28 protein-coding genes are annotated in these 23,743 nt (G+C 61.2%); 21 read left to right on the top strand and 7 right to left on the bottom strand.

What is annotated here, in order from left to right; genetic code table 11:
- Window positions 1-8 precede the first annotated feature (8 nt).
- The 5 genes from pyrF (at window position 9) to RLW41_RS09590 (ending at window position 4,973) form a co-directional block, all read left to right on the top strand.
- Window positions 9-713: an orotidine-5'-phosphate decarboxylase gene (pyrF, locus tag RLW41_RS09610; RefSeq protein WP_414464344.1), complete on the top strand. Its 705-nt coding sequence runs from the start codon at window positions 9-11 to the stop codon at window positions 711-713.
- Between the two features lie 177 nt (window positions 714-890).
- The gene (locus RLW41_RS09605) at window positions 891-1,904 is read left to right on the top strand and encodes a L,D-transpeptidase family protein (protein ID WP_414464343.1); all 1,014 of its coding nucleotides are present in this window, start codon (window positions 891-893) and stop codon (window positions 1,902-1,904) included.
- A gap of 109 nt (window positions 1,905-2,013) precedes the next feature.
- Window positions 2,014-2,301: a DUF1330 domain-containing protein gene (locus RLW41_RS09600; RefSeq protein ID WP_013950291.1), complete on the top strand. Its 288-nt coding sequence runs from the start codon at window positions 2,014-2,016 to the stop codon at window positions 2,299-2,301.
- 104 nt (window positions 2,302-2,405) lie between these two features.
- The gene (trmD, locus tag RLW41_RS09595) at window positions 2,406-3,134 is read left to right on the top strand and encodes a tRNA (guanosine(37)-N1)-methyltransferase TrmD (RefSeq protein WP_414464342.1); all 729 of its coding nucleotides are present in this window, start codon (window positions 2,406-2,408) and stop codon (window positions 3,132-3,134) included.
- 135 nt (window positions 3,135-3,269) lie between these two features.
- Entirely contained in the window at window positions 3,270-4,973 is a 1,704-nt protein-coding gene (locus RLW41_RS09590; protein ID WP_414464341.1) for a L,D-transpeptidase family protein, read from the top strand.
- A 276-nt stretch (window positions 4,974-5,249) separates the two neighbouring features.
- On the opposite strand, the gene RLW41_RS09585 is transcribed toward RLW41_RS09590, so the two are convergent.
- Window positions 5,250-5,627, bottom strand: a complete 378-nt coding sequence (locus tag RLW41_RS09585; RefSeq protein WP_414464340.1) for a hypothetical protein — start codon at window positions 5,625-5,627, stop codon at window positions 5,250-5,252.
- A gap of 282 nt (window positions 5,628-5,909) precedes the next feature.
- Here RLW41_RS09585 and rplS point away from each other — a divergent pair, with 282 nt between their 5' ends.
- The 3 genes from rplS to radC all read left to right on the top strand — a co-directional run bounded on the left by rplS (window position 5,910) and on the right by radC (window position 8,364).
- Window positions 5,910-6,605 carry a 50S ribosomal protein L19 gene (rplS, locus tag RLW41_RS09580; RefSeq protein ID WP_013950287.1) on the top strand — a complete coding sequence of 232 codons (696 nt, stop codon included), beginning with the start codon at window positions 5,910-5,912 and terminating at the stop codon, window positions 6,603-6,605.
- 152 nt (window positions 6,606-6,757) lie between these two features.
- Window positions 6,758-7,591 carry a type I methionyl aminopeptidase gene (gene map / locus RLW41_RS09575; protein ID WP_013950286.1) on the top strand — a complete coding sequence of 278 codons (834 nt, stop codon included), beginning with the start codon at window positions 6,758-6,760 and terminating at the stop codon, window positions 7,589-7,591.
- A gap of 11 nt (window positions 7,592-7,602) precedes the next feature.
- Window positions 7,603-8,364 (top strand): RadC family protein, encoded by a 762-nt coding sequence (gene radC / locus RLW41_RS09570; protein ID WP_013950285.1) that lies wholly within the window; start codon window positions 7,603-7,605, stop codon window positions 8,362-8,364.
- Window positions 8,365-8,388: 24 nt separating this feature from the next.
- On the opposite strand, the gene RLW41_RS09565 is transcribed toward radC, so the two are convergent.
- Window positions 8,389-9,648 carry an MFS transporter gene (locus RLW41_RS09565; RefSeq protein ID WP_414464584.1) on the bottom strand — a complete coding sequence of 420 codons (1,260 nt, stop codon included), beginning with the start codon at window positions 9,646-9,648 and terminating at the stop codon, window positions 8,389-8,391.
- A gap of 195 nt (window positions 9,649-9,843) precedes the next feature.
- Here RLW41_RS09565 and trxB point away from each other — a divergent pair, with 195 nt between their 5' ends.
- From trxB to RLW41_RS09515, 10 genes are all read left to right on the top strand, one after another.
- Window positions 9,844-10,812, top strand: a complete 969-nt coding sequence (trxB, locus tag RLW41_RS09560) for a thioredoxin-disulfide reductase (protein ID WP_013950283.1) — start codon at window positions 9,844-9,846, stop codon at window positions 10,810-10,812.
- 170 nt (window positions 10,813-10,982) lie between these two features.
- Window positions 10,983-11,876 carry a LysR family transcriptional regulator gene (locus tag RLW41_RS09555; protein WP_414464339.1) on the top strand — a complete coding sequence of 298 codons (894 nt, stop codon included), beginning with the start codon at window positions 10,983-10,985 and terminating at the stop codon, window positions 11,874-11,876.
- 251 nt (window positions 11,877-12,127) lie between these two features.
- Complete coding sequence (leuC, locus tag RLW41_RS09550) at window positions 12,128-13,534, top strand: 3-isopropylmalate dehydratase large subunit (RefSeq protein ID WP_414464338.1); 1,407 nt, start codon at window positions 12,128-12,130, stop codon at window positions 13,532-13,534.
- 150 nt (window positions 13,535-13,684) lie between these two features.
- Window positions 13,685-14,494 carry a class I SAM-dependent methyltransferase gene (locus tag RLW41_RS09545; RefSeq protein WP_414464337.1) on the top strand — a complete coding sequence of 270 codons (810 nt, stop codon included), beginning with the start codon at window positions 13,685-13,687 and terminating at the stop codon, window positions 14,492-14,494.
- Between the two features lie 69 nt (window positions 14,495-14,563).
- A complete protein-coding gene (locus RLW41_RS09540) occupies window positions 14,564-14,974 on the top strand; it encodes a metallopeptidase family protein (RefSeq protein WP_414464336.1) in 411 nt (136 codons plus the stop codon).
- A gap of 135 nt (window positions 14,975-15,109) precedes the next feature.
- Window positions 15,110-15,658: a hypothetical protein gene (locus RLW41_RS09535; RefSeq protein ID WP_024275014.1), complete on the top strand. Its 549-nt coding sequence runs from the start codon at window positions 15,110-15,112 to the stop codon at window positions 15,656-15,658.
- 133 nt (window positions 15,659-15,791) lie between these two features.
- Window positions 15,792-16,223: a hypothetical protein gene (locus RLW41_RS09530; RefSeq protein ID WP_414464335.1), complete on the top strand. Its 432-nt coding sequence runs from the start codon at window positions 15,792-15,794 to the stop codon at window positions 16,221-16,223.
- A 15-nt stretch (window positions 16,224-16,238) separates the two neighbouring features.
- Entirely contained in the window at window positions 16,239-16,847 is a 609-nt protein-coding gene (gene leuD, locus RLW41_RS09525) for a 3-isopropylmalate dehydratase small subunit (protein ID WP_414464334.1), read from the top strand.
- An 83-nt stretch (window positions 16,848-16,930) separates the two neighbouring features.
- The gene (locus tag RLW41_RS09520; protein WP_414464333.1) at window positions 16,931-17,326 is read left to right on the top strand and encodes a VOC family protein; all 396 of its coding nucleotides are present in this window, start codon (window positions 16,931-16,933) and stop codon (window positions 17,324-17,326) included.
- 13 nt (window positions 17,327-17,339) lie between these two features.
- Entirely contained in the window at window positions 17,340-17,552 is a 213-nt protein-coding gene (locus RLW41_RS09515; RefSeq protein WP_414464332.1) for a hypothetical protein, read from the top strand.
- Between the two features lie 53 nt (window positions 17,553-17,605).
- Here RLW41_RS09515 and RLW41_RS09510 read toward each other — a convergent pair whose 3' ends face one another.
- Window positions 17,606-18,103 (bottom strand): DUF2244 domain-containing protein, encoded by a 498-nt coding sequence (locus tag RLW41_RS09510; RefSeq protein WP_414464331.1) that lies wholly within the window; start codon window positions 18,101-18,103, stop codon window positions 17,606-17,608.
- A 71-nt stretch (window positions 18,104-18,174) separates the two neighbouring features.
- On the opposite strand from RLW41_RS09510, the gene nth reads away from it, so the two are divergent.
- The gene (gene nth / locus RLW41_RS09505) at window positions 18,175-18,927 is read left to right on the top strand and encodes an endonuclease III (protein WP_414464330.1); all 753 of its coding nucleotides are present in this window, start codon (window positions 18,175-18,177) and stop codon (window positions 18,925-18,927) included.
- A gap of 170 nt (window positions 18,928-19,097) precedes the next feature.
- Here the strand turns inward: nth and hisF are convergent, their stop codons facing one another.
- The gene (gene hisF / locus RLW41_RS09500) at window positions 19,098-19,874 is read right to left on the bottom strand and encodes an imidazole glycerol phosphate synthase subunit HisF (RefSeq protein ID WP_409561592.1); all 777 of its coding nucleotides are present in this window, start codon (window positions 19,872-19,874) and stop codon (window positions 19,098-19,100) included.
- Window positions 19,875-20,062: 188 nt separating this feature from the next.
- Here hisF and RLW41_RS09495 point away from each other — a divergent pair, with 188 nt between their 5' ends.
- Entirely contained in the window at window positions 20,063-20,374 is a 312-nt protein-coding gene (locus tag RLW41_RS09495) for a hypothetical protein (protein ID WP_409561591.1), read from the top strand.
- Window positions 20,375-20,566: 192 nt separating this feature from the next.
- On the opposite strand, the gene RLW41_RS09490 is transcribed toward RLW41_RS09495, so the two are convergent.
- Genes RLW41_RS09490 through hisA form a run of 3 tightly spaced genes read right to left on the bottom strand, consistent with a single transcriptional unit; the run spans window position 20,567 to window position 23,145 of the window.
- Window positions 20,567-22,183 carry a peptide chain release factor 3 gene (locus tag RLW41_RS09490; protein WP_414464583.1) on the bottom strand — a complete coding sequence of 539 codons (1,617 nt, stop codon included), beginning with the start codon at window positions 22,181-22,183 and terminating at the stop codon, window positions 20,567-20,569.
- Window positions 22,184-22,195: 12 nt separating this feature from the next.
- The gene (locus RLW41_RS09485; protein ID WP_409561590.1) at window positions 22,196-22,420 is read right to left on the bottom strand and encodes a hypothetical protein; all 225 of its coding nucleotides are present in this window, start codon (window positions 22,418-22,420) and stop codon (window positions 22,196-22,198) included.
- Window positions 22,417-23,145 (bottom strand): 1-(5-phosphoribosyl)-5-[(5-phosphoribosylamino)methylideneamino]imidazole-4-carboxamide isomerase, encoded by a 729-nt coding sequence (gene hisA / locus RLW41_RS09480; protein WP_414464329.1) that lies wholly within the window; start codon window positions 23,143-23,145, stop codon window positions 22,417-22,419. Before hisA ends, RLW41_RS09485 begins: the two co-directional genes overlap by 4 nt.
- 253 nt (window positions 23,146-23,398) lie before the next feature.
- Between hisA and RLW41_RS09475 the strand changes: the two genes are divergently transcribed.
- Window positions 23,399-23,719, top strand: a complete 321-nt coding sequence (locus RLW41_RS09475) for a hypothetical protein (protein ID WP_409561588.1) — start codon at window positions 23,399-23,401, stop codon at window positions 23,717-23,719.
- The last annotated feature ends 24 nt before the right edge of the window (window positions 23,720-23,743 follow it).

The raw sequence follows: 23,743 nt of genomic DNA, 5'->3' as shown, positions 1-23,743 counted from the left end.
ATACCGCGATGATCGACGCCGCCACACGAGACAAGCTCATCGTCGCCCTTGACCTGTCGTCTTACGATCAAGCGCGCGCGCTTGTTGATCGCCTCGACGATACTGTCAGCTTCTACAAGATCGGCTTGGAACTTCTGTTCGCGGGCGGCCTTGATCTAGCTCAGGAACTGAAGCGCGAGGGAAAACGCGTTTTCCTCGATCTGAAATTCCTCGATATCGCTAACACCGTCGAGCGCGCGGTCGCGTCAGCGGCCGGGCTGGGCGTCGATTTCGTTACCGTCCACGGCCACGACACCAAGACGCTGACAGCCGCCGTCAAAGGCCGTGCCTCCTCGAACCTGAAGCTGCTCGCCGTCACGGTGCTGACGAGCCTCGATCAGTCCGACCTCGAAGAACAGGGCATTACCGACATAACGCCGGCGGGCCTCGTGGTCGGCCGCGCCCGCATGTCGGAGCTCGCGGGCTTCGACGGCGTCATCGCCTCTGGCCAGGAAGCCGCCGCCATTCGCGCCGAAACCGGGCCGGATTTCCTCATCATCACGCCAGGCATCCGGCTGCCCGGCGCCGAAGCCGGCGACCAGACCCGCGTCACGACGCCCGAAGAGGCTATCGGCTTCGGCGCCAACCACATCGTCGTCGGCCGCCCGATCAACGCCGCCAAGGACCCCAAAGCCGCCGCTGAAGCGTTCCTGCAGCACATCGCCCAGGCTTAGCGGCGAAGGCACTTACGCGCGATAAGTCGCTGGCCGATCATGGCCTTGCCACATCCGCGCCCAGCTCTCACCACGCCCTGCGCACACTCGCCGTTTACCTCCCCTTAACCGTCTTTGGCCATGAACTGGACGGTCCATGATGGTTAAGCGTTTGCGTAAGCGGGGTTCACGGACAGCATGCGTTGGCTTTGGCACTTGACCCAGCAGGTGCGTCTGCTGGCTGCGGCAATCGCCGTTGCCGTCCAGGTTTTTGCGCCCGTGGCGCTTGCGGACGAGCGGTCCGCCGAAAAGCCGCTTCCTTCCGCCGTGGAAGCCGCCCTGATCCTCAAGGACATCGACCAGAATTCCCCTGTCTATCTTCGTATCTTCAAGGAAGAATCCGAGCTTGAGGTCTGGAAGGCCCGCCCGAACGGCCGTTACGCGCTGATCAAGACGTTCCCTGTCTGCAATTGGGGCGGCACGCTCGGACCGAAGCGCACCCAGGGCGATCTGATGTCGCCCGAAGGCTTCTACCGGATCACGCCCGGTGCCATGAACCCGAACAGCAAATATCATCTGGCGCTCAACGTCGGCTATCCGAACGCTCTCGATCGTTCGCTCGGCCGCACCGGCAGCTACATCATGGTCCACGGCGACTGCAAAAGCGTCGGCTGCTTCGCCATGACCGACAATCAGATCGAAGAAATCTACGCTTTCGTGCGCGATGCGCTCGCTGGCGGCGAAACATCCGTGCCGATCCACATTTTCCCGTTCCGCATGACCGCCGCCAACATGAAGCGCCATGCCGACAATCTGGCACGAGATACGTGGGAGCCGTTGAAAGAAGCCTACGACGATTTCACCCGAACGCGCGAGCCGCCGCGGATCGGCATGTGCGGCAAGCGCTACATCGTCAATCCGCTGACCTCGGTCGGCGACGATCCGAATGCCGCCTGCCCGGTTCTTATCGGCAAGCGCTTGGCGCCGCTGTCGCCGCGCTTCCGGAAGCGATTGGTTAAGGCCGATCCTGACCTTGAAGGGAACGGCAAGAAGCTCAAGGGCGTGATGATCGCGAGCCAGAGTTGGGAAACCTATCTGCTGGGCACCTCCGTCGCGACGGCATCCAATCCGCCGCGCCCTGCGCCGCACCGGCAGTCGTACGCGACCAGCAGCGACACCGCTCTCGGCGCTCTTCAGTCGATCGTGAAATAACGCCTGCTCCGCCGCCATTGACGTCGCATGGGTTGCCGAAGCGCCGCCGCACCGGCTATGGCTCCTCGTCCAAAAATCCACGCTCTGCGTCGAAGGAAAGAACAAGCCAATGCCCAAGGGATACGTTATCGCCCGCTCCATCGTCACCGACCCCGACAAGTGGGCTCAGTACGCTGCCAAGACAAAGGCTGCGCTCGACAAGTTCGAAGGCAAGCCCATCGCACGCGGCGGCAAGAGCGAGACCCTGGAAGGCGAGGGCGTCGCCCGCAACGTCATCCTCGAATTTCCGAGCTACGAACACGCCATCGGATATGCCAAGTCGCCCGAATATGCCGAAGCCAAAGCGCTGCGCCAGGGCGCCGGCACGATGCACATGACCATTGTCGAAGGCGTGTAATCGGACGCTCAACGGTGTCATCCTCGGGCTTGTCCCGAGGACCCATCGGTCATCGTCCCGCTGCAAAATGGATCCTCGGCGTGCAGCCGAGGATGACAACATAAATGGCCCACTTCCCAACGAGCGACGGACGCGCCCCGTGGCGAGCGCAGGTCCTGACCCTCTTCCCCGAGATGTTTCCGGGACCGCTCGGCATCTCGCTGCTGGGACAGGCGCTCGACGCCGACCTCTGGTCGCTCGACGCTCTGCAGATCCGTGACTTCGGCTTGGGCCGTCACCGTCAGGTCGATGATACGCCCGCGGGCGGCGGCGCAGGCATGGTGCTGCGTGCCGACGTGCTCGGCCCAGCACTCGATCACGCCCAAAAACGTTCGCCCGATGCACCGCTGATCTATCTCTCGCCGCGCGGCACCCCCCTGACGCAGCAACTCGCCCGCGATCTCTCCGAAGGACCGGGCGTCACGCTGCTCGCGGGCCGCTTCGAAGGCATCGACCAGCGTGTCATCGAAGCCAGGGGGCTACGCGAAATTTCGATTGGCGATTATGTGCTGGCGGGCGGCGAGTTGGCCGCCATGGTTCTGATCGAGGCCTGCGTCCGCCTCATCCCGGGCGTCCTGGGCGCCGCCGACAGCCTAACCAGTGAAAGCTTCGAGACCGGCCTGCTCGAATACCCGCAGTACACCAAGCCCCGCGAGTGGGAAGGTCGCGCCATTCCCGAAATTCTGCTCTCCGGCGATCATAAGAAAATTGAAGACTGGCGCCGCCGCCAATCAGAAGAACTGACGGCCGCCCGCCGCCCGGATCTTATTCGTCCCACCCGCGCCCCAAAGTGAGGCGTCACAGCCGCTTCGCCTTTGCATGGCCAGGATTTCTTGAGCAAATGACGCGGGGGAAGATTCGCGAAACGGTTCTTTAGACCGCGCGCATGAAGCTCTCGGCACGGACGCGTGACCAATCGAGAGATGGCGATGGGACATTACAAAAATCTGCTTCTCGGCATAGCGGCTATGGTGCTGCTGACGTCTCCCGCAATCGCCGATCCGCTCCCCGCCGCGCCCGATCCGGTGCCCGTTCAAACCAATACGCCCAATCCAAAAGCCGCAGCCGAAACCCCGGCCGCTCCGGCAGCAACGCCGGCCGCGACCGCGCCCCCATCCTCTGAAGCGGCTTCTGCCGCTCCGCAACAAACGCAAGACGATCCGGTTCTGGCTGCCGCTCGCGCCAAGCTCGCCGCCGAACCAGCGGCAGACGACGAACACGACCGCGACGATCAAAAGGCGCTCGTCGAATTCTACAACAGTCGCCACGGCGACGGCTTGTGGGTGACGGCCTCGGGCCTCAAACCCGAAGCCAAGGCGCTTGCCGCCGAGATCGCCAACGCCGATCACTACGCGCTCGATGTCCGGCGTTTCAAGGTCCCCAAACTCGCCAACGGCGCGCTGACGGTAACGGACACAGATTCTCTGGCCGACGCCGAGATCATGTATTCGAAGGCCGCGCTGCTCTATGCCCGCGACGCCCGGGGCGGCCGGATCCCCGACCCGTCGGCGCAGCTGACGACCAACCTCGATCGCCGCCCGCAATGGATCGAGCCGAAAATCGTCATCGACGCGCTCGCCGCCACGCATGAGCCCGACGCCTATCTACGCAGCCTCGAACCGCAGCATCCGCAGTTCGAAAAGCTGCGCCAGATCTACATCACGATGCTGCCGAAGGACGGTAAAGGCAAACTGAGCCCGGCCGCCAAGCGCATTCGCGCCAACATGGAAGAGTGGCGCTGGATGTGGCTCGATATGGGCAATTTCTACGTCCTGAACAACGTCCCCGAGTTCATGCAGTACGTCTATAAGGACGGAAAGATCATCCGCTCCGAAAAGATCGTGGCTGGCCTCGTCGACAAGCAGACGACGATCTTCTCGCGCCCGCTCAAATACGTCGTGCTGCGCCCTGCCTGGCGCGTGCCCGAAAGCATCATGGTCAACGAGCTGTGGCCGAACCTGATCCGTGGCGGCGGCATGATGACCAAATACGGACTGCAAATCCGCTCGAAGGACGGCAGCCGTAATATCGACTATCGCAAGGTCGACTGGGCCTCGACGGACATCCGCAATTTCGAGGTCATCCAGCCGCCGGGACGCAGGAGCGTGCTGGGCCACGTCAAATTTTCGTTCCCGAGCCAACACACGATCTTCATGCACGACACGCCCGACAAGTGGATGTTCAAGCCCGCAGTCCGCACGTTGAGCCACGGTTGCCTACGCGTCTGGAAACCGATGGACCTCGCCAAGATGATCTTGAAGGAAGACAAGGGCTGGGACGCCGCCAAAGTCGATGAGCTTGACCGGACGGGACCGCTCAACAACGAAATCCCGATCACCAAGGAAATACCGATCCACATCGTCTACTTCACCGCCTGGGTGACGGACGATGGCAAGCTGAAGACTTTCCCCGACGTCTACGGCCACGAGCGCCGCATCACGCAAGCTCTCGATGGTCAGTGGAGCAAGATCAACAAGGGTCACGACCACCTCGCACCCGTCGAGCCCGACTTCAACCCGGAAGCGCTCGCCGCCCGCACCCGCGATAACGACGTGGATGACGAACAATATCCGGCCCGCCAAAACGCGACGCTCGGCAATATGATCGGCAACGCGCTCGGACTAAGTAATTGATTTTATAACAATATATATCAAAAATCGAACGCGCGTTCGGGTTCGCCGCACCGCCCATTAAATTAACAGCGTATACGAACTAATCGGTGGATAACTCGCCGCCGACTAAGGACTTTCGCACTGCAACGTGATCAGTTGCCTGCGCAAGTGAGTTGGTTCCTCAATTTTGAGAAAGTGAGTAAATCGTCATGGCTCAGAATGAGAAAACGTCTGCGCGCGTGAGTTCGATCGCCTCAAGGGCCCTATCGAACCCACAGTCCCTGAACTCTGAAGAGATCAAAGAGCTTGCAGCGTCCGTGTTGTCGCAATCTCAAGATCCTCAGAGATCGCAGCAAAATGCCCAGAACCAGCAATACCAGCAGAACCAGGGGCAGCAAAAGCGTTAGTACCGCGTTCTACCTCCGTCAGCCTTTCAACCGAAAGGACGCAGCGAGTGGGTATCGTCATGATCCCGCTCGCTTGTGCTTTATCGGGGGTCTCGAGATCGCCGACGTTCTGGCAGATGACCATCGCCTCCGCAGTATCCCGCAGCAGCCAACCGACGCTCGCCACTTCGACGGGCCGCGCCTCCGGCAAATCCGCAAGATAACGCCATTGCCCTGACGGTTGCCGGCTATCGAGCCACCGAATGATGACGAGCGGGCAATCGGCCATTCCGCACCTCCAATGTGATTCGAAGGAAATCATAACAGACTGAGGCGCCTGACGGCGTGGCCGCCGCTTTTGGCTGTGGTAACGTGGCTCACCGGAACCACGCCGGTTTTCGCTCGCCCTCTCGCGCGACGCCCTCGACAAAACCAGGCGCTTCGGTTATCAACCGCCCCAACAATATTCCCCCTCAAACGGGTTGCCCTTCGGGGTTGCATGAACGGCTCGGGCGCCAACGCTGCTTAGCCGATCCTCTGCGTCATCAAAAAACTATATGGAATCAACAAGATGAACCTTATCCAGCAGCTCGAACGCGAGCAGATGGACGCCATTCTTTCCAAGCGCGGCGTCCCCGAATTCGGCCCCGGCGATACCGTCAAAGTGATGGTAAAAGTCATTGAGGCGGCCGAAGCCGATCCTAAGGACAAGAAAAAGAAGGTCGAGAAAGAACCGACCGTTCGCTTCCAGGCCTATGAAGGCGTCGTGATTGCCCGTTCGGGTGCAGGTCTCAACGAGAACTTCACGGTCCGCAAGATTTCCTACGGTGAAGGCGTCGAGCGCGTTTTCCCGATCTACTCGCCCTTCATCGCCGAAATCGAAGTCCTGCGTCGCGGTAAAGTCCGCCGCGCGAAGCTTTACTATCTTCGTGGCCGCCGCGGTAAGGCCGCCCGCATCTTCGAACGTACGGACGCTCGCGCGCGCCGCCTGAACGCCGCCTGGAAGGGCTTCAAGAAGCCAAAGGGTGAGGCCGAAGATCTGACGCAGATCAAGGGCATCGACATCGACCTGCAGAACCGTCTGAAGCAAGTCAACGCCTACAAGATCGAGCAGATCGCGAACCTCTCGGATGAGGATATCGCCAACCTCGATGAGACGCTGAAGCTCAAGGGCGCCATTGAGAAGCAGGATTGGGTCGGCCAGGCTCAGCGTCTTCTCGCCGAGCTGACAGCTGCCGAAGTTCCGGCTGAAGAAGCCAAGGAATAAGCGCCTCGTGCAGGCCGCTTCTGAAATTTTAAAAAGCGCCGGGATCTCCTGGCGCTTTTTGCGTTAATGCCGCCGCGACGATGCCATGTATTTTGTTGGCCGCGGTTTCGCACTAAATATACTGACGAACGATTGCCCCGCCGTGGAGTCCCATGTCCAACATTGAAGTGAGCAAAACAGCAAGCCGCGACGGTAAGATCCCGTTGCACGGCCCCGACGCCTTCGCCGCCATGCGCAAGGCCGGCCAATTGGCAGCCGCCGCGCTCGACATGCTGGTTCCGGTCGTGCAACCGGGCGTCACGACGGCCGAAATTGACGAGCTTGTGCTCTCATTCGCCCTCGATCACGGCGCCATCCCGGCAACACTGAACTATCGCGGCTATCGCTACGCGACGTGCACCTCGATCAATCACGTCGTCTGCCATGGCATGCCGAACGACAAACCGCTGCGGCCGGGCGACATCGTCAACATCGACGTGACGTTGATCGTCGACGGCTGGCACGGCGACACCAGCCGCATGTATCCGGTGGGAGACGTGTCGCGACGCGCCGAACGGCTGATGGACGTCACCTATGAATCTCTGATGCGCGGCATCGCCGTTGTGAAGCCCGGCGCGACGACCGGCGACATCGGCGCCGCCATCCAGCGCTTTGCCGAAGCTGAGCGTTGCAGCGTCGTCCGCGATTTCTGCGGTCACGGCCTCGGCCGCGTCTTCCATGACCGCCCGAACATCCTGCACTATGGCGAACCGGGCGAAGGCACCGTGCTCGAACCGGGCATGCTCTTCACGATTGAGCCGATGATCAACCTCGGTAAGCCGCACGTAAAAATTCTCGCTGACGGCTGGACGGCGGTCACGCGCGACCGCGAGCTATCCGCGCAATTCGAGCATACCGTCGGCGTCACCGAGACCGGCTGCGAGATCTTCACGGAATCGCCCGCCGGTTATCATTACCCGCCCTACAACGTCCGCGCCGCGGCGTAATGGAGTAAGGCATGTCGCGCTCCGGGGGGTCTCGCGACAAGGCAAGCGCCGAAGAACAGGCGGCGTTTTTCGCCGCCGCGCCTGAGAAGCCGAAACCCGAGCCGGATGATCGACACGGCCACCGCAAGCGCCTTCGCGACCGCTTCCAGAACGGCGGCGCCGAAGCGATCCCCGACTACGAGCTTCTCGAAATGATCCTGTTCCGCGCCTTCCCGCGGATCGACACCAAGCCCATCGCCAAACGATTGCTCGCCAAGTTCGGCTCGTTCGCCGACGTCGTCTCCGCAGCACCCCAACGCTTGAAAGAAGTTGAAGGCGTCGGCGACCGTGCTGTCGAAGAGCTGAAGCTCATCAAGGCCGCTGCCGAGCGTTTGACGAAAGGCGAGATCAAGTCCCGCTCGGCGCTTACTTCGTGGAGCGGCGTCATTGATTATCTGCGCTTGGCGCAAGGCTTCGAGACGCGCGAGCAATTCCGCATTCTTTTCCTCGACAAGAAGAACCAGATCATCGCCGATGAAGTGCAAGGCCACGGCACTGTCGACCACACACCTGTCTATGTGCGCGAAGTGGTGAAGCGCGCGCTCGAGCTGTCAGCGACAGCGATCATTCTCGTCCACAATCATCCCTCCGGCGATCCGACGCCGTCGCGCGCCGACATCGACATGACGAAGCAGATCATCGAGGCCTCGCGGCCCTTCGGCGTCACCGTGCACGATCACGTCATCGTCGGCCGCAATGGCCACGCGAGCCTCAAAGGGCTGCGATTGATTTGAACCACATCCGTCAAACATGATGTCTCAATCAATCTCCGAGCGATCTCGCGTATCACGCATCGTCGCATAAACGATGAGAGAGAGCGCGATGCAGCCTGTGACGTACCAATAGAAATAGGTTTCATGTCCGGCTTGCTTGAGCCATAGCGCCACCCATTCCGCCGTGCCACCAAACAGCGCGACCGTCAGCGCATAGGGCAATCCCACGCCCAGCGCGCGCACCGACGTTGGAAACAATTCCGCCTTAACCACCGCATTGATCGCCGTGTAACACGACACGATCGCGAGCCCCGCGACGATCAAGAGAAAAGCCTCCCACGGATCGCGCACGTTTCCGATGGCACTTAAAAGCGGCACCGTACACAGCGTGCCGAGAACACCGAACGTGACGAGCACCGGCCGCCGCCCGACCTTGTCCGATATCGCGCCGACGATAGGCTGCAACAGCATGTAGACGAACAGCGCGGATGCCGACACGAGCGTTGCGGTGTCCTTCGAAAATCCCGCCGTGTTGGCGAGAAATTTCTGCATGTACGTGGTGTAAGTGTAGAACGCCAGCGTACCGCCCATCGTCAGCCCGATGACGATCGCAACCTCGCGCGGATGACGCATGAGTGCAGCAAGCGAACCCTCGCGCCGCGTCTCACGCGCAAACGAATCCGTCTCGACGAGATCGCGCCGCATCACAAACGCGATCAGCGCAAGCAGCGCCCCGATGACGAACGGAATGCGCCAACCCCAGGCTTCAAGCTGAGTAGCCGTCAGCACGAACGTCTGCAGCACGATCAACACCAGCATCGCCGTCAGTTGCCCGCCGATCAGCGTCACGTACTGAAAGCTCGAATAGAACCCGCGATGCTTCGACGTCGCCATCTCGGATAGGTACGTCGCGCTCGTGCCGTACTCGCCGCCGAGGCTCAACCCTTGGATCATGCGCGCGATGAGCAGAATAATCGGCGCCGCAACGCCGATCGTTGCATAGACGGGCGTCACCGCGATCATCGCCGAGCCGAAACACATCAGCAGCACCGACGCCGTTAGCGACACACGCCGCCCGTGCCTGTCCGCCATCCGCCCGAACAGCCACGCCCCGATCGGGCGCATCAGAAAACCGACGGCGAAAATCGCGGCCGTATTCAAGAGCTGCGCGGTCTGATTGCCTGCCGGGAAAAACGCTTTGGCGAAATACAGCGAAAACGCCGCGTAAACGTAGAAATCGTACCACTCGACCAGATTGCCCGAAGACCCGATGAGGATGGCTCTGATTCGCTGGCCGAAACTCATTTCCGGCGCGGACTTCGCGTCATTCACCCCTGGTCACCCCCCGGTTTTTGAGGAAGCCTAACACGGCCCGCGCCGCTGTGCCGCACGTATTCCCCGGAAACGACGGCGCTCGGGCCGACGAACATTGACGATGGGCAAACGGCACCCCTAATTAGCAAACCCTGACCCGCAGGCTGCGGTCGGAGAGTGAGAGCCATGACTAAAAAACCGCATCACGCCAAGGTTATCGTTCTGGGCTCCGGCCCCGCCGGCTACACCGCCGCGATCTACACCGCGCGCGCCATGCTTTCGCCGACGCTCATCCAGGGCACGCAGCCCGGCGGCCAGCTGACGATCACGACCGATGTGGAAAATTATCCCGGTTTCGCCGATCCGATCCAAGGCCCGTGGCTGATGGAGCAGATGCAGGCGCAGGCCGAGCACGTCGGCACGCACATCATCATGGACCACATCAACAAGGTCGATCTGCGCGTTCGCCCATTCCGCTTGGAAGGCGACAGCGGCGACACCTACACGTGCGATGCGCTCATCATCGCGACCGGTGCACAAGCGCGTTGGCTTGGCCTGCCGTCGGAAGAGCATTTCAAAGGTCACGGCGTCTCGGCTTGCGCGACATGCGACGGCTTTTTCTACAAGGGCAAGGACGTCGTCGTCATCGGCGGCGGCAACACCGCCGTTGAGGAAGCGCTGTTTCTTACGAACTTCGCCAACAAGGTGACGCTCGTTCATCGCCGCGACTTCCTGCGCGCAGAAAAGATCTTGCAGGAACGCCTGTTCAAGAACCCGAAGATCGACGTCATCTGGGATAGCGTCGTCGAGGAAGTCATCGGCGCACCGTCGCCGAAGTCGGTGACCGGCATCGTACTGAAGAACATCAAAACCGGCATGACGTCCGAACTCGCGACAGACGGCTTCTTCGTTGCGATCGGCCACGCGCCCGCAACCGAGCTGTTCAAGGGCCAGCTTGAGACGACACCCTCGGGCTATCTCATCACTGCGCCCGACTCGACCGCGACGGCCATCCCCGGCGTCTTTGCGGCGGGTGACGTCAAGGATGAAGTCTTCCGCCAGGCCGTGACGGCGGCCGGCATGGGCTGCATGGCGGCGCTCGAAGCCGAGCGCTATCTCGCGCAGATGGAAGACCAAGCCGACGCCGCTGAATAGAAACGGCGCATTCATCGCGACCAGAGATGCCTTTGATCTGTGGACGGAGCGCGACAAGACCGCGCTCGGCCCATTTGTCTATTGCTTATCTGGCATACCCCCGTTGCAATGCGTCCAGTGCATAGCTAATTATGTACCGTCCAGTAACCCCCCACTGGTGAGCCTCCGAAATGGATTGGGATAAGCTTCGAATCTTCCATGCCGCAGCCGAGGCAGGGAGCTTCACGCATGCCGGGGAGCAGCTTCATATGAGCCAGTCGGCCGTCAGCCGACAAATCTCCGCTCTTGAAGCCAACCTCCGCGTCACGCTCTTTCACCGGCACGCCCGCGGCTTGGTTCTGACCGAGCAAGGCGAGTTGCTGAACCGTACGGTCGCTGAGGTCTTCGCCAAGCTGCAGACCGCCGAAACGTTGCTCTCGGACTCGACGACGAAACCTTCGGGCGAACTTCGCGTCACCGCGCCGATTGGCTTCGGCACGATTTGGCTCACGCCGCGTTTGAAGGAATTTGGCGAGCTTTATCCCGAAATTCGCATCGAGCTGATCCTCAACGACGATCAGGTCGATATCGGCATGCGCGCCGCCGACGCCGCGATCTGGACGCGCGAACCGGAGCAGGCTGACCTCATCCGTCGCCCACTGTTCGAGAGCCGCGTCCGCGCCTTCGCATCTGCACACTACATTCGCAAATACGGCACGCCGAAGAGCCTTGAGGATCTCAGCCAGCACCGCATCATCGGCTATACCGGTCCGTCCGCCCAGCACCTCGACGCCATGTCCTGGATCGAAACCGCAGGCAGCCTGAACGGCGAGCCGCGCGAAGCCGCTCTGCGCGTCAACAGCGTCGTCGCCATCAAATACGCGATCAAGGCCGGCATCGGCGTCGGCATGATCCCGGATTATCTGACCGACGACATCACCGATCTCGTGCCCGTCCTGACCGACATCGACCAGCCGTCGCTCAATATGGTGTACGCCTACCCGGAAGAGCTGAAATCCTCAAAGAAGGTCCAGCTGCTGCGCGACTTCCTGATCTCGAAGATTGCCAAAAATAAAGGTAACTGAACGCTCTGCGGCCTTGCTGGCCGAGCGCGAGCACCCCATGTCCCTGACATGCGCGGAGCGGCGAACTGGTTTGTTTGCCACCACCGGTCGGCGCTCCGTTTGAAATGCCAACTCCCTGAACTGCCGGGCCCAAAAGGCCCGGCTTTTTGCTGATCGGGCCTGCGACCAGCACTGATTTGCGGAAATCGATCTCTGACGCTATCTAACGCGTTCGTTTTGATCCGCCGCACCCAAAAGGCTCTCGAAAAGTCATGGCAAAGACGCTGTACGATAAAATCTTCAACGATCACGTGGTTGAGCAATCGCCGGACGGAACGAGCCTCCTTTATATTGACCGCCACCTTGTCCACGAGGTCACGAGCCCGCAGGCATTCGAAGGCCTGCGCATGGCCGGCCGCAAGGTTCGCGCCCCTGAGAAGACGCTCGCCGTCGTCGACCACAACGTTCCGACGACTGACCGTTCCAAGGGCATCGCCGACGAGCAGAGCCGTGTCCAGGTTGAGACGCTGGCGACGAATGCCCGCGACTTCGGCATCGAGTATTTCAACGAGCGCGACAAACGCCAAGGCATCGTCCACGTCGTCGGACCGGAGCAAGGCTTCACGCTGCCGGGCACGACGATCGTTTGCGGTGACAGCCATACCTCGACGCATGGCGCATTCGGCGCACTCGCACACGGCATCGGCACCTCCGAGGTTGAGCACGTTCTGGCGACGCAGACGCTGATCCAGAAGAAAGCCAAGAACATGCGCGTGACGGTCGATGGCGTTGCCCCGAAGGGAGTCGGCGCCAAGGACATCACGCTCGCAATCATCGGCGAGATCGGCACCGCTGGTGGCACTGGCTCGGTCATCGAATATGCGGGCGAGGCCATTCGCGCGTTGTCGATGGAAGGCCGCATGACGGTCTGCAACATGTCGATCGAAGGCGGCGCCCGTGCCGGCATGATCGCACCGGATGAGAAAACGTTTGCGTTCCTCAAGGATCGTCCCAAGGCGCCGAAGGGCATGGCCTGGGACATGGCGATGAAGTACTGGGAAACGCTGCGCACGGACGACGGCGCGCACTTCGATCGCGAAGTTCGCCTCGACGCCGCAAAGCTGCCGCCCATCGTCTCGTGGGGCACGAGCCCCGAAGACGTGACGTCGATCGCGAGCGCCGTGCCCAATCCTGCCGATGTGCACGACGAGAACAAGCGCGCCTCCATGCAGCGTGCGCTCGAATACATGGGCCTGACGCCCGGCACCCGGATGACCGACATTCCGCTCGACGTCGTCTGGATCGGCTCATGCACCAACGGCCGCATCGAAGATCTTCGCGCTGTTGCCAAGATCGTCGATGGCAAGAAGATCTCGTCGCGCCTCGCTTACGCGATGATCGTTCCGGGCTCAGGCCTCGTGAAAGAGCAAGCGGAATCTGAAGGTCTCGACAAGATCTTCATCGACGCCGGCTTCGAATGGCGTGAGCCGGGCTGCTCAATGTGCCTCGGCATGAACCCGGACCAGTTGAAGCCGGGCCAGCGCTGCGCCTCGACCTCGAACCGCAATTTCGAAGGCCGCCAGGGCTACAAGGGCCGCACACATCTTGTGTCGCCGATCATGGCCGCCGCCGCCGCCCTCGAAGGCCACTTCGTCGATGTGAGAGAGTGGCAGGGCTAAGAAACTCGCGCCACGCCGTCTCCTGTCATCCCGGGCGAGCCGCTCTTTGCTGCGAAACCTGGGAACCAGAATGTTGCTACAGGTCTGCTGATTGATGGGTCCCGGCTGTCCGCTACGCTGCGGCCAGGATGACAAATGAGGATGTGCGCTATGGCTGACAACACGACAGCTTCCGTCCAATCGCAGTTCGGCCGCGCCGCCGCCGACTACGCAACGTCGGAAGTTCATGCCAAGGGCGAAAGCCTTGCACGCATCGTCGAACTGACGGCCCCGCAAAAAACCTGGGAAGCCCTCGACGTCGCGACCGGTGCCGGACATACCGCCGCGATCTTTGCGCCGCACGTCGCCAGCATGATCGCGAGCGACGTCACCGACGAGATGCTCCAGGAAGCAGCAAAGCTCGCCAATGCGCGGCGCATCTCAAACATGCTGACGGCGCGCGCTTCTGCTGACGCGCTGCCGTTTCCCGACGAAAGCTTCGATCTCGTCTGCTGCCGCTTGGCGGCGCATCACTTCCCGAACCTCGAAGCCTTCGTTCGCGAAGTGCGCCGCGTCCTGAAAAAAGGCGGACGGTTCGCGTTCGTCGATAACGTCGCGCCGGATCGTGCGCGTCTGCCGAACGCGAGCGACGCGGAAATCGAAACAGCCGCCGTTGACTACAACAGCTTCGAGAAACTGCGCGATCCGAGCCACGGCTTTGCGCCGCCGCCTGAAACCTGGATCGCTTTACTCAAAGCCAACGGCTTCTCGATTGCTGCGCATGAGCAAATGGAAAAGGAGCTCGACTTCGCATCGTGGGTCGCGCGTATGCGCTGCACACCCGATGTCGTCGCCGAGCTCAATCGCATCCTGACCGCCGGTCCGGCGCCGCTCAGAGCTTTCCTCAAGCCGCGCACCGACGACGCCGGCGCACTGCATTTCACGTTGCAGGAACTTCTCATCGTCGCCGACCGGACCTGATCGAAAACGGCCTTTCCATTTCGTCCAGCGAGGCCTATCTCCTGCGCTCAACCACAGGAGAGCGCCGAGATGCCGAACGATTGGAGCAATGCCATCGCCCCAAGCCTTGCCGACTTCGAGATGCTCGCGCAAACAGCATGGAATAAGCTACCCGCCGAATTTCGCACGATGGCGGGCGACGTCATCATTCGCATCGAAGATTTTGCGTCCGACGACATCCTCGACGAGTTGGACATCGAAGACCCTTTCGAACTGACGGGCCTTTACCAGGGCGTCAGCCTCGACCGCAAAAGCGTGACCGAGACCACGCGCGAACCCGACATGGTGTTCCTCTATCGGCGCGCCATTCTCGATGAGTGGGCCTCCGAAGGCGAAGAACTTGGCCACCTCGTCGCGCACGTCCTCGTCCATGAAATCGGCCATCACTTTGGCTTCTCGGACGATGACATGGAGGCCATAGAGACCCGCATAAGTGACTGAACCGTGGCCGGAAGTCACATCGGATTAACTGTGTTCATGCCACAAGACGGCTAAGCTTGAGCACTACGACATTTCGGTCCATGTTGTAGGGGCAGGCTGAAAGAACGCGGGGCACGTTTTTGAATGTTTGAACGGATGAGCGGCCGGCGATTCCTATTCAGGATCGTCTTGGCGGGATGTTTGGGCTTTGCGGTTGCGTTCGCGCCATCCGCTGACGCGCAAGACACGTCGGCAACGCTGCGCGACGGCATCCCGACGCCGGAGCAATACGTCTCGACCGTCGGCGGAGACAGCCACATCGTTGGCCCTGGAAAATTTAAACTCGACGGCCAGACGCAATATTGCGGCCAACGGCCGACGGTCATCGACAACAAGCTTGATGACTACGGCGCGGCCTATCCGGGCTTCCTGATCATGAATCCGCGCCTGCTCGACAAGGTATCGACGCCCGTCAAGCAGTGGATCTACGCGCACGAGTGCGGACATCAGTTCCGCGGCCCGGACGAGGAAACCGCCGACTGCTTCGCCGTCCAGCGCGGCCGCCGCCAGGGCTGGCTGAAGCCCGAAGGCCTGGAAGAGATCTGCACGTTCATTACGCCCGCCAAAGGCGATGCCATGCACTTCTCCGGATCGTACCGCTGCGAATACATGCGCAAGTGCTACGCCGACCCGAAGATCCGGTGACGATTTAGGTTTAGCCGCGGCGGCCGGCTCCGGGAACGGGAGTCGCCGCGGCCCGCCAGAAAAGCCAAAAAACTTATCCCCGCCCATTCCGGCGGCCGTAAAATCCCAGATCCGTTAGACCTGAGGATCTGCCATGCGGCTCGCCGACTACGCCCAGCGCCTTCTCGACCTCGCCCGCACGGTTAACCGCTGGCTGGCGCTCGCCGCCAAGCTGGACGGCCTCCGGCGCGAAAAGGTCGCCCTTTATGCCGAGGAAGTTGCAGCAACATTGGCCCGCGCCGCCACAAGCCTTGCGGTCCTCGAAGGCGATCCCCATAACCGCCTAGCGCTCCTGACCGCCACCCGCGAGCTCGGCCGCGTCAGTGGCTACGTCGAAACGATTGTCGCGACGCTCGAACACCATCTTGACGGGCGCAAGCAGGCTGGCGTTAAACGGCGGCTGGAACATCTGAAGCCCTTCGATCTCGAAGCCGCCATCCGGGAGTTCGGCGCTTTCCGGCACGCTCGGCGGCTTGCCTCGGCGGAAGGCTATTTCCGGGCGCTGGCAGACACACTGCGCGCCTGAAGAGGAGACGTAAGCATGGATAAATTCACGGTTCTGACCGGCGTAGCGGCGCCCCTGCCGATCCGCAATGTCGACACCGACATGATCATCCCGAAGCAGTTCCTGAAAACGATCAAGCGGACCGGCCTCGGCAAGTCGCTGTTCTATGAAATGCGCTACGACCCGGCGACGGGCAACGAGCTGCCGGACTTCGTCCTGAATAAGCCGCAGTACCGCAACGCGACGATCCTCGTTGCCGGCGACAACTTCGGCTGCGGCTCTTCGCGCGAGCATGCGCCCTGGGCGCTGTTGGACTTCGGCATTCGCTGCGTGATCGCCACCGACTTCGCCGACATCTTCTACAACAACTGCTTCCAGAACGGCATCCTGCCGATCAAGCTGCCGCAGTCCGACGTCGATAAGCTGATGGACGACGCCAACCGGGGCGCCAATGCGACGATCACCGTCGATCTCGAAAAACAGGAAATCAGCGGTCCCGATGGCGGCGTCATCAAGTTCGACATTGATCCATTCCGCAAGCACTGCCTGTTGAACGGCCTCGACAATATCGGTCTGACGCTGGAGAAGGGCAAAGCCATCTCGTCCTTCGAAGAGGGCACGGCATCCTCGCGCCCCTGGCTGTGACGCCTTTTTTCCTCTTGTCATGGCCGGACTCGATCTGGCCGTGACGTAAAAAGAACGAAAACGAAAAGGGAGAAACGGACAGAATGGCCAAAGCGATTCATATGATGATCCGCGTTCTCGACGAGGCGCGCTCGGTGAAGTTCTACGAGGCGTGCTTCGGCCTCAGAGTTTCCGAAAAGAAAGATTGGCCGGACTTTTCGCTTACCTATCTGAAGAACGCCGAGAACGATTTCGAGGTTGAGCTGACGGTCAACAAGGGCCGCACCGAGCCCTACAATCTTGGCGATGGCTATGGCCATATCGCGTTCGTCGTTGACGATCTCGAAGCGACGCGTGCGAAAATCGTCGCTGCCGGCTACCAGCCGAAGGACATCAAGAACATGACGCATGACGGCAAGCCGTTCGGCACGTTCTTTTTCATCGACGATCCGGACGGCTACAAGATCGAAGTCCTGCAGCGCGGCGGCCGGTTCCAGTAAGCGAGAGGCTCACATGGCCGACGATGATTTCAAATTCGACTCGGCCACGATGGGACGTCTCGCGGGCGCCCTGTCCTTTGTTGTCGGCGCCGATCACGCTGCAACGAAAGCGCTGAAAGCAGCCGCCGAAACCGGCACGGCGAAAGACATCAAAACCGCGCGCACGCAGTTCCTGCGCTTAAAGCCCGGCGACCGCCGCGCCGCGCTGACGATGCTGAACGACTAGCCCACGAGCAGCTTGTTGCGTCACGCCGACGAAGGCCGGGTTGACGATAGGGTCTAAAACTTCGACCCGCGCGCGGTGACGAGAGCACCGCTTAAAGCGTTGGCGAAATTACGCCGCTCGTCGTCCGTCAGAAACTTCCCGAACCGAACCGCCTTGCCCTGCGCCGACAGCCAGAGCGATGTCCGCCCGTCCGGGCGATCAACCGTGCAGCTCACCCGCGTCCAATACGGATTGAACTCGAAAACTTCGCGCTGCCCCGAGGGATGGACATGCGTGAGCGTCAACACGTCGGGAGTGACGTCGACCGTCTCGTATTCCAGGCCGTCGCGATAGTTGCGTTTAAAGGCCCAGTAAATCAGCGCGACGTCGAGCCCGAAAAACCCGAACACCGGCCAGGCGCCCATAAGATAAAATACAAGTCCGACGATGAAGCTCACCGAGCTAATCAAGCTCATCATGATCAAGAACCCGCTCGGCGGCAGCGAGCGGTGGGGATGAAGCACAAACTGCGTATCTTTCGCGGATTGCATTTCAGTTCGATTATCGCTCATGTCTCGTGGCTGGCGACCCGTCTCAACCCATCACTGCGGAGCGCCAACGGCGCCAACACAGCGGAGCTCTGATGGCCAAAGCGTCCTCGGATGTACACCATACAAGCATCGGAAGTTCCGAAAAAAAACGCAAGGCGGCAAAACCTGCGGCAATTGCGGCCAAGAAGGCGCGTAAATCCGCGCTGCTCGACAAAACCGAAATTCATGAGGTTTTCCGGAGGTTTCACGCCGCAAACCCCGAGCCCAAGGGCGAGCTGGAGCATACCAATCCGTTTACGCTATTGGTCGCCGTTGTGCTGTCCGCCCAGGCAACCGACGCCGGCGTCAACAAAGCAACCCGGGCTCTCTTCAAGATCGCCGATACGCCGGCAAAGATGCTGAAGCTCGGCGAAGACACGTTGCGCGATTACGTGAAAACGATCGGCCTTTATCGCGCCAAAGCGAAGAACGTCATCGGCTTATCGCAGCGCCTGGTCGACGACTACGACGGCGTCGTACCGTCGGATCGCGATGCGCTGGAATCGCTGCCCGGCGTCGGGCGCAAAACGGCGAACGTCGTCATGAACATCGCCTTTCACCAGCCGACGATGGCGGTTGACACGCACGTCTTTCGCGTCGCGAACCGCATCGGACTATCACGCGGAAAAACACCGCTGGCGGTGGAAGAAGACCTGATGCACGTCGTGCCGAAGGAATATGCGATGCACGCGCATCATTGGCTGATCCTGCACGGCCGCTACGTCTGCAAAGCCCGCAAACCCGAATGCTGGCGCTGCCTCATCAGCGACATCTGCCGCTTCCCCGACAAAACGCCCGCACCTTAGAAACCGGACGCCATAGCCCCAAGGCAGCGCCCTTTTGGTTTCTCATACCGTCATCCCGGCGCAGGCCGGAATCTAGTCAAACCTCGACAGGTGAAATGGTGATGCCTGTCTGGATGCCGACCTCCGTCGGCATGACGGAGGGCAGGGCGCCATTCCAAACTCAAGAAAATCTAGGAATCCATCCGCATCGCGAGTCCGGCTTTGGCCATGTAGTCTTTCGCTTGCGGGATCGAGTACGTCCCGAAGTGAAAGATCGACGCTGCCAGTACGGCGCTCGCGTGGCCGCCTTCGACGCCATCAACCAGATGCTGCAGCGTGCCCACGCCGCCCGAGGCAATGACGGGAATGGTTACGGCATCCGACACGGCCCGCGTCAATTCCACGTCGAACCCGGCTTTGGTGCCGTCGCGATCCATCGAGGTCAGCAGAATCTCCCCTGCCCCGAGTTCTGCAACTTCGCGTGCATATTCGACGGCATTGATACCGGTCGGGTTACGTCCGCCGTGCGTGAAGATCTCCCACCGCGCCGGCTCGCCTTCGGCTGAGACCCGCTTGGCGTCGATCGCGACGACGATGCACTGCGCCCCGAATTTCTCGCTCGCTTCTTTCACGAACGCCCGGTTGTTCACCGCCGCCGTGTTGATCGAAACCTTGTCGGCGCCAGCTTCCAGCAGCTTACGGATATCCTCGACCGTCCGGACCCCACCCCCGACCGTCAGCGGCATGAAGCAGCGGTTCGCCGTGCGTTCAACCACGTCGAAAATGGTGTCGCGGTTTTCATGGCTCGCCGTGATGTCAAGAAAGCAAAGCTCGTCGGCGCCGGCTGCGTCATAAGCGGCGGCCGCCTCGACCGGATCGCCCGCATCGATGAGATCGACGAAATTGACGCCCTTTACAACTCGTCCATCTTTGACATCAAGACATGGAATGATGCGGACTTTCAGCATATTTGTAAAAGCGACTTCCTTTGCACCTCGGAGCTCCGGTATCACGCCCCGTGGCTAGGCAACTATCACGCCGTATCCGTCAGCGTCGAGCATATTAACGGTCTCCCTGAGGGAACTCTCGCGCACTTCGGAAGTTATGCCCTCTCGCGGGACTACGCGCAAAAATTTGCAAGGGAACCTGAAAATCTATGGTCGACGAATTTGCCCCTAAGAACCTTCGCGCCCGGTTGGCCGCAATCCAGGACCGTATTACACAGGCCCGCACCCAGCTCGAAGCCCATGGCATCATTGGCGATCAAGCCGACGCCCTGACCAATTTCATTGATCAGCACGACACCATTCGCGGCTCGCTGGACGCGGAAGGCACCATAACGGAGCTGCAGCACAGCAAGGCGTCCGCCCAGACGGATGCCCTCGAAACCGCGCTGCATAAGTGGCTGGAAGGCGTGGAAGGCAAGTTCAACAACCCGCAGAGGCGGGAGCCAAATATATCGGTCTGAGGCCGCGCCTTATTCGTCTGTTTGCGGGAATTTGACGCGGATCAAACCTCCGACGGCGATCGCCGGAATATCAAATTGGCGGGAGTGGCCGCCGCAAGCGGCAATGTTCTCGCAGATACCCGTTTTTGGGCGCAGCAGCGGTCGCTCCCGCAGCCACGCCGCCTTTAGCTGCTCAGCATGCCTACAATCGAATTAGGATTCGCCGCGTTCCCGGAGTGCGGCGAATTTGATTTCGGGGAAGCGCTCGGTCTTGTATTTTAGCATCCAGGCGCTCTCCGCGAGGAACACGAGCGCCCCGTCACGATCGGTCGCGATCTCGCCCCGATGCGCATTGACGAACTTCTGCAACGCCGCCGGATCATCCGCCGAGATCCACCGCGCCACTTCGAACGGCGACTGTTCCAGCGACACCGGTACGCTGTATTCGTTGGCCACACGTGACTGCAAAACTTCGAACTGCAGCTGCCCGACGACGCCGAGAATTTGCCGCCCGCCCGCGATTGGGGTGAACACCTGCACGATGCCCTCTTCCGCCAGATCGTCCAAAGCGCGGTTGAGCTGCTTCGCCTTCATCGCATCCTGAATAACGACGCGGCGCAGAAGCTCCGGCGCGAAATTCGGAATGCCGGTGAATTTCAGGCTCTCTTTTTCTGTCAGCGTATCGCCGACGCGCAGCGTTCCATGGTTCGGTACGCCGATGATGTCGCCCGCCCAGGCTTCGTCCGCAGTCTCGCGGCCTTGGCCGAAGAAGAACGTCGGCGACGAGATCGTCATCGGCTTGTTATCTCGGACGTGCAGCATCTTCATGCCGCGCTTGAACTTGCCCGAGCAGATCCGCATGAACGCAATACGGTCGCGATGGTTCGGGTCCATGTTGGCCTGCACCTTGAAGATGAAGCCGGTAACCTGATCCTCGCCCGGCTGCACCGTCCGCTGCGTTGCATCGCGCGGCAGCGGCCCCGGCGCCCAGGCGCCAAGCGCGTCGAGAAGCTGCTCGACGCCGAAATTCTTCAAGGCGCTGCCAAAGAACACCGGCGACAGATGCCCTTCGCGGAAGGCCTGTAGATCGAACTGCGGCAGCGCACCCTGCGCCAGTTCCACAGCCTCGATCGTCTTCTCAGCGATACGCTCGTCGATTCCCTCGATGCGGCGCAGTCCCTCGAACGTTTCGAGCGGTTGCGAATGCCCGTACGAAGCGCCGCGCTCGGCGCTCTCGGGAAGCAAAATCTTATTGCCGACGAGATCGAGTACACCGCGAAAATCCGTGCCCATGCCAACGGGCCACGCCATCGGCACGAGATCGAGCGCCAGGTCCGCCGCAATCTGATCAAGCAGCGTCAGCGGATCTTCCGCCTCGCGGTCGATCTTGTTGATGAAGGTGATGATCGGAATATCGCGCAGGCGGCAAACCTCGAACAGTTTGCGCGTCTGGCTTTCGATGCCCTTCGCCGCGTCCATCACCATCACGGCGGCGTCGACCGCCGACAGCGTACGATAGGTGTCTTCGCTGAAGTCGGAGTGGCCCGGCGTATCGAGCAGGTTGTAGACGATGCCGTTACGCTCGAACGTCATCACCGACGACGTCACCGAGATGCCGCGCTGCTGCTCGATCTGCATCCAGTCGGAACGCGTGCGCCGCCGCTCGCCGCGCGCTTTCACTGCGCCCGCCATCTGGATCGCTCCGCCGAACAGCAACAGCTTTTCCGTCAGCGTCGTTTTACCGGCGTCAGGGTGCGAGATGATCGCGAACGTGCGCCGCCGCGCAATTTCAGGCGGCAGCATCGGCTCGGCCGACGCGCCTTGCGTCATGACGTTCAAAGTTCAGGCCTCAATCAATTGCACTTGGCTCGGATCGAGCCAGATTTGGTGATGCTCGGCGGACTTGCCGAAAACTTCGCCGACATGCAGCTCGACCAGTCCGTCGTCGAACTTGACGATCGGAAACGTCTTGCCGACGCAGCCGCGAAACAGCGTCATGAGCTGCTTGTTATCTTTGGGCACGCCATCCGGAACGCCCAGCACACGAACTTTGTCACCGATCTTCATGCCGTCTCCAGAAGTTCGAGCGCTTCTTTGGCGTCGAGGCGGCCATCGTAGAGCGCGCGGCCCGTGATGGCCCCTTCGAGCATGCGGTATTCAGGTTTCATCAGGTCGCGCACATCGGCGATGGACGCAAGACCTCCCGACGCGATGACCGGAATGCGCGTCGCCTGCGCGAGCGCAGCTGTGGCAGGCAGATTAAGCCCCTTCAACACGCCGTCGCGCTCGATGTCGGTATAGATGATAGCCGCAACACCCGCGTCTTCGAACCGCTTCGCCAGATCGACAGCCGTCAGCTCCGATGTCTCCGCCCAACCCGCGACGGCCACCTTGCCGCCCTTGGCGTCAATTCCGACCGCGACCTGGCCTGGAAAGCGTTTCGCCGCGTCCTTCACAAGCGCCGGATCGCGCACCGCGACCGTGCCGAGGATCACGCGGCGAATGCCTTTCTCCAGCCACGCCTCGATCGTCGCCAGATCGCGAATGCCGCCGCCGAGCTGCGCCGGCATGGAGATCGCCTTCAGAATGGCCTCGACGGCGGCGCCGTTCACGGGCTTGCCGGCAAACGCACCGTTGAGATCGACGATATGCAGATATTTGAAGCCCTGGCGCTCGAAGCTCACCGCCTGCGCCGCCGGATCGTCGTTGAACACGGTCGCGGCGTCCATTTCGCCGAGCTTCAGCCGGACGCACTGGCCGTCTTTAAGGTCTATGGCAGGGAATAGGATCAATGCTTTTGTCTCGCGGGTAAATTCCTGCTCCCGTCAGGGAGAGGACGAATTCGCGCCATATCCGGCGCGACAATCCGGCCATCAGATTGCTATCTTGGGTTCCTAAATGTTCCGTGCGATCAATCGCGGATCGCAGGCTACGTCAAGACCTACGCGCTGCGGCCGGCTCGCGGAACGCGTGTCGCAGCGCGCAATCGAAGAAACAGCCGACTCCACCGGAAGGAGTCGCAATGCGCAAAAGTAAGAGTGTTCCATGGCTACCGCGTTTCTTGTCGAGCCGCCGCCTGCCGTTGCCCGCCGTCCCCTAACCGAGGACGACGCGGTCGACATCTGGATCGCCCGCTGGATGCGCATCCGCCCGACGGACCTGCAGCGCCGCTACGCCTGCGACCCGCGCCGCCTCTATGAAATCTGGGAGGAAGTGCGCTTCCCCGGCGCCCGCGCCAGGGCGCTGGCTGAGTTCCAGCGGCGTTTTCCGGGCCTTGAGCCGCGCTTCGATCCCGGTCCCCACCGGCGCATTCCGACGTCCGCGCACCCTGATCCCAATCAGCTGAGCCTGTTTCCCGAGGCGTAACGGGCCGCCGGCACATGTTCCGCT

The organism is Hyphomicrobium sp. DY-1, from assembly GCF_047497105.1.
GTDB lineage: Bacteria > Pseudomonadota > Alphaproteobacteria > Rhizobiales > Hyphomicrobiaceae > Hyphomicrobium_B.
This window is presented reverse-complemented; position numbering and strand designations above follow the sequence as displayed.

What these genes read in the sequence shown, in the direction of transcription:
- pyrF (WP_414464344.1), top strand. Translation starts at nt 9, where the DNA reads ATGATCGACGCCGCCACACGAGACAAGCTCATCGTCGCCCTTGACCTG.
- RLW41_RS09605 (WP_414464343.1), top strand. Translation starts at nt 891, where the DNA reads ATGCGTTGGCTTTGGCACTTGACCCAGCAGGTGCGTCTGCTGGCTGCG.
- RLW41_RS09600 (WP_013950291.1), top strand. Translation starts at nt 2,014, where the DNA reads ATGCCCAAGGGATACGTTATCGCCCGCTCCATCGTCACCGACCCCGAC.
- trmD (WP_414464342.1), top strand. Translation starts at nt 2,406, where the DNA reads ATGGCCCACTTCCCAACGAGCGACGGACGCGCCCCGTGGCGAGCGCAG.
- RLW41_RS09590 (WP_414464341.1), top strand. Translation starts at nt 3,270, where the DNA reads ATGGGACATTACAAAAATCTGCTTCTCGGCATAGCGGCTATGGTGCTG.
- RLW41_RS09585 (WP_414464340.1), bottom strand. Translation starts at nt 5,627, where the DNA reads ATGGCCGATTGCCCGCTCGTCATCATTCGGTGGCTCGATAGCCGGCAA.
- rplS (WP_013950287.1), top strand. Translation starts at nt 5,910, where the DNA reads ATGAACCTTATCCAGCAGCTCGAACGCGAGCAGATGGACGCCATTCTT.
- map (WP_013950286.1), top strand. Translation starts at nt 6,758, where the DNA reads ATGTCCAACATTGAAGTGAGCAAAACAGCAAGCCGCGACGGTAAGATC.
- radC (WP_013950285.1), top strand. Translation starts at nt 7,603, where the DNA reads ATGTCGCGCTCCGGGGGGTCTCGCGACAAGGCAAGCGCCGAAGAACAG.
- RLW41_RS09565 (WP_414464584.1), bottom strand. Translation starts at nt 9,648, where the DNA reads ATGAGTTTCGGCCAGCGAATCAGAGCCATCCTCATCGGGTCTTCGGGC.
- trxB (WP_013950283.1), top strand. Translation starts at nt 9,844, where the DNA reads ATGACTAAAAAACCGCATCACGCCAAGGTTATCGTTCTGGGCTCCGGC.
- RLW41_RS09555 (WP_414464339.1), top strand. Translation starts at nt 10,983, where the DNA reads ATGGATTGGGATAAGCTTCGAATCTTCCATGCCGCAGCCGAGGCAGGG.
- leuC (WP_414464338.1), top strand. Translation starts at nt 12,128, where the DNA reads ATGGCAAAGACGCTGTACGATAAAATCTTCAACGATCACGTGGTTGAG.
- RLW41_RS09545 (WP_414464337.1), top strand. Translation starts at nt 13,685, where the DNA reads ATGGCTGACAACACGACAGCTTCCGTCCAATCGCAGTTCGGCCGCGCC.
- RLW41_RS09540 (WP_414464336.1), top strand. Translation starts at nt 14,564, where the DNA reads ATGCCGAACGATTGGAGCAATGCCATCGCCCCAAGCCTTGCCGACTTC.
- RLW41_RS09535 (WP_024275014.1), top strand. Translation starts at nt 15,110, where the DNA reads ATGAGCGGCCGGCGATTCCTATTCAGGATCGTCTTGGCGGGATGTTTG.
- RLW41_RS09530 (WP_414464335.1), top strand. Translation starts at nt 15,792, where the DNA reads ATGCGGCTCGCCGACTACGCCCAGCGCCTTCTCGACCTCGCCCGCACG.
- leuD (WP_414464334.1), top strand. Translation starts at nt 16,239, where the DNA reads ATGGATAAATTCACGGTTCTGACCGGCGTAGCGGCGCCCCTGCCGATC.
- RLW41_RS09520 (WP_414464333.1), top strand. Translation starts at nt 16,931, where the DNA reads ATGGCCAAAGCGATTCATATGATGATCCGCGTTCTCGACGAGGCGCGC.
- RLW41_RS09515 (WP_414464332.1), top strand. Translation starts at nt 17,340, where the DNA reads ATGGCCGACGATGATTTCAAATTCGACTCGGCCACGATGGGACGTCTC.
- RLW41_RS09510 (WP_414464331.1), bottom strand. Translation starts at nt 18,103, where the DNA reads ATGAGCGATAATCGAACTGAAATGCAATCCGCGAAAGATACGCAGTTT.
- nth (WP_414464330.1), top strand. Translation starts at nt 18,175, where the DNA reads ATGGCCAAAGCGTCCTCGGATGTACACCATACAAGCATCGGAAGTTCC.
- hisF (WP_409561592.1), bottom strand. Translation starts at nt 19,874, where the DNA reads ATGCTGAAAGTCCGCATCATTCCATGTCTTGATGTCAAAGATGGACGA.
- RLW41_RS09495 (WP_409561591.1), top strand. Translation starts at nt 20,063, where the DNA reads ATGGTCGACGAATTTGCCCCTAAGAACCTTCGCGCCCGGTTGGCCGCA.
- RLW41_RS09490 (WP_414464583.1), bottom strand. Translation starts at nt 22,183, where the DNA reads ATGACGCAAGGCGCGTCGGCCGAGCCGATGCTGCCGCCTGAAATTGCG.
- RLW41_RS09485 (WP_409561590.1), bottom strand. Translation starts at nt 22,420, where the DNA reads ATGAAGATCGGTGACAAAGTTCGTGTGCTGGGCGTTCCGGATGGCGTG.
- RLW41_RS09475 (WP_409561588.1), top strand. Translation starts at nt 23,399, where the DNA reads ATGGCTACCGCGTTTCTTGTCGAGCCGCCGCCTGCCGTTGCCCGCCGT.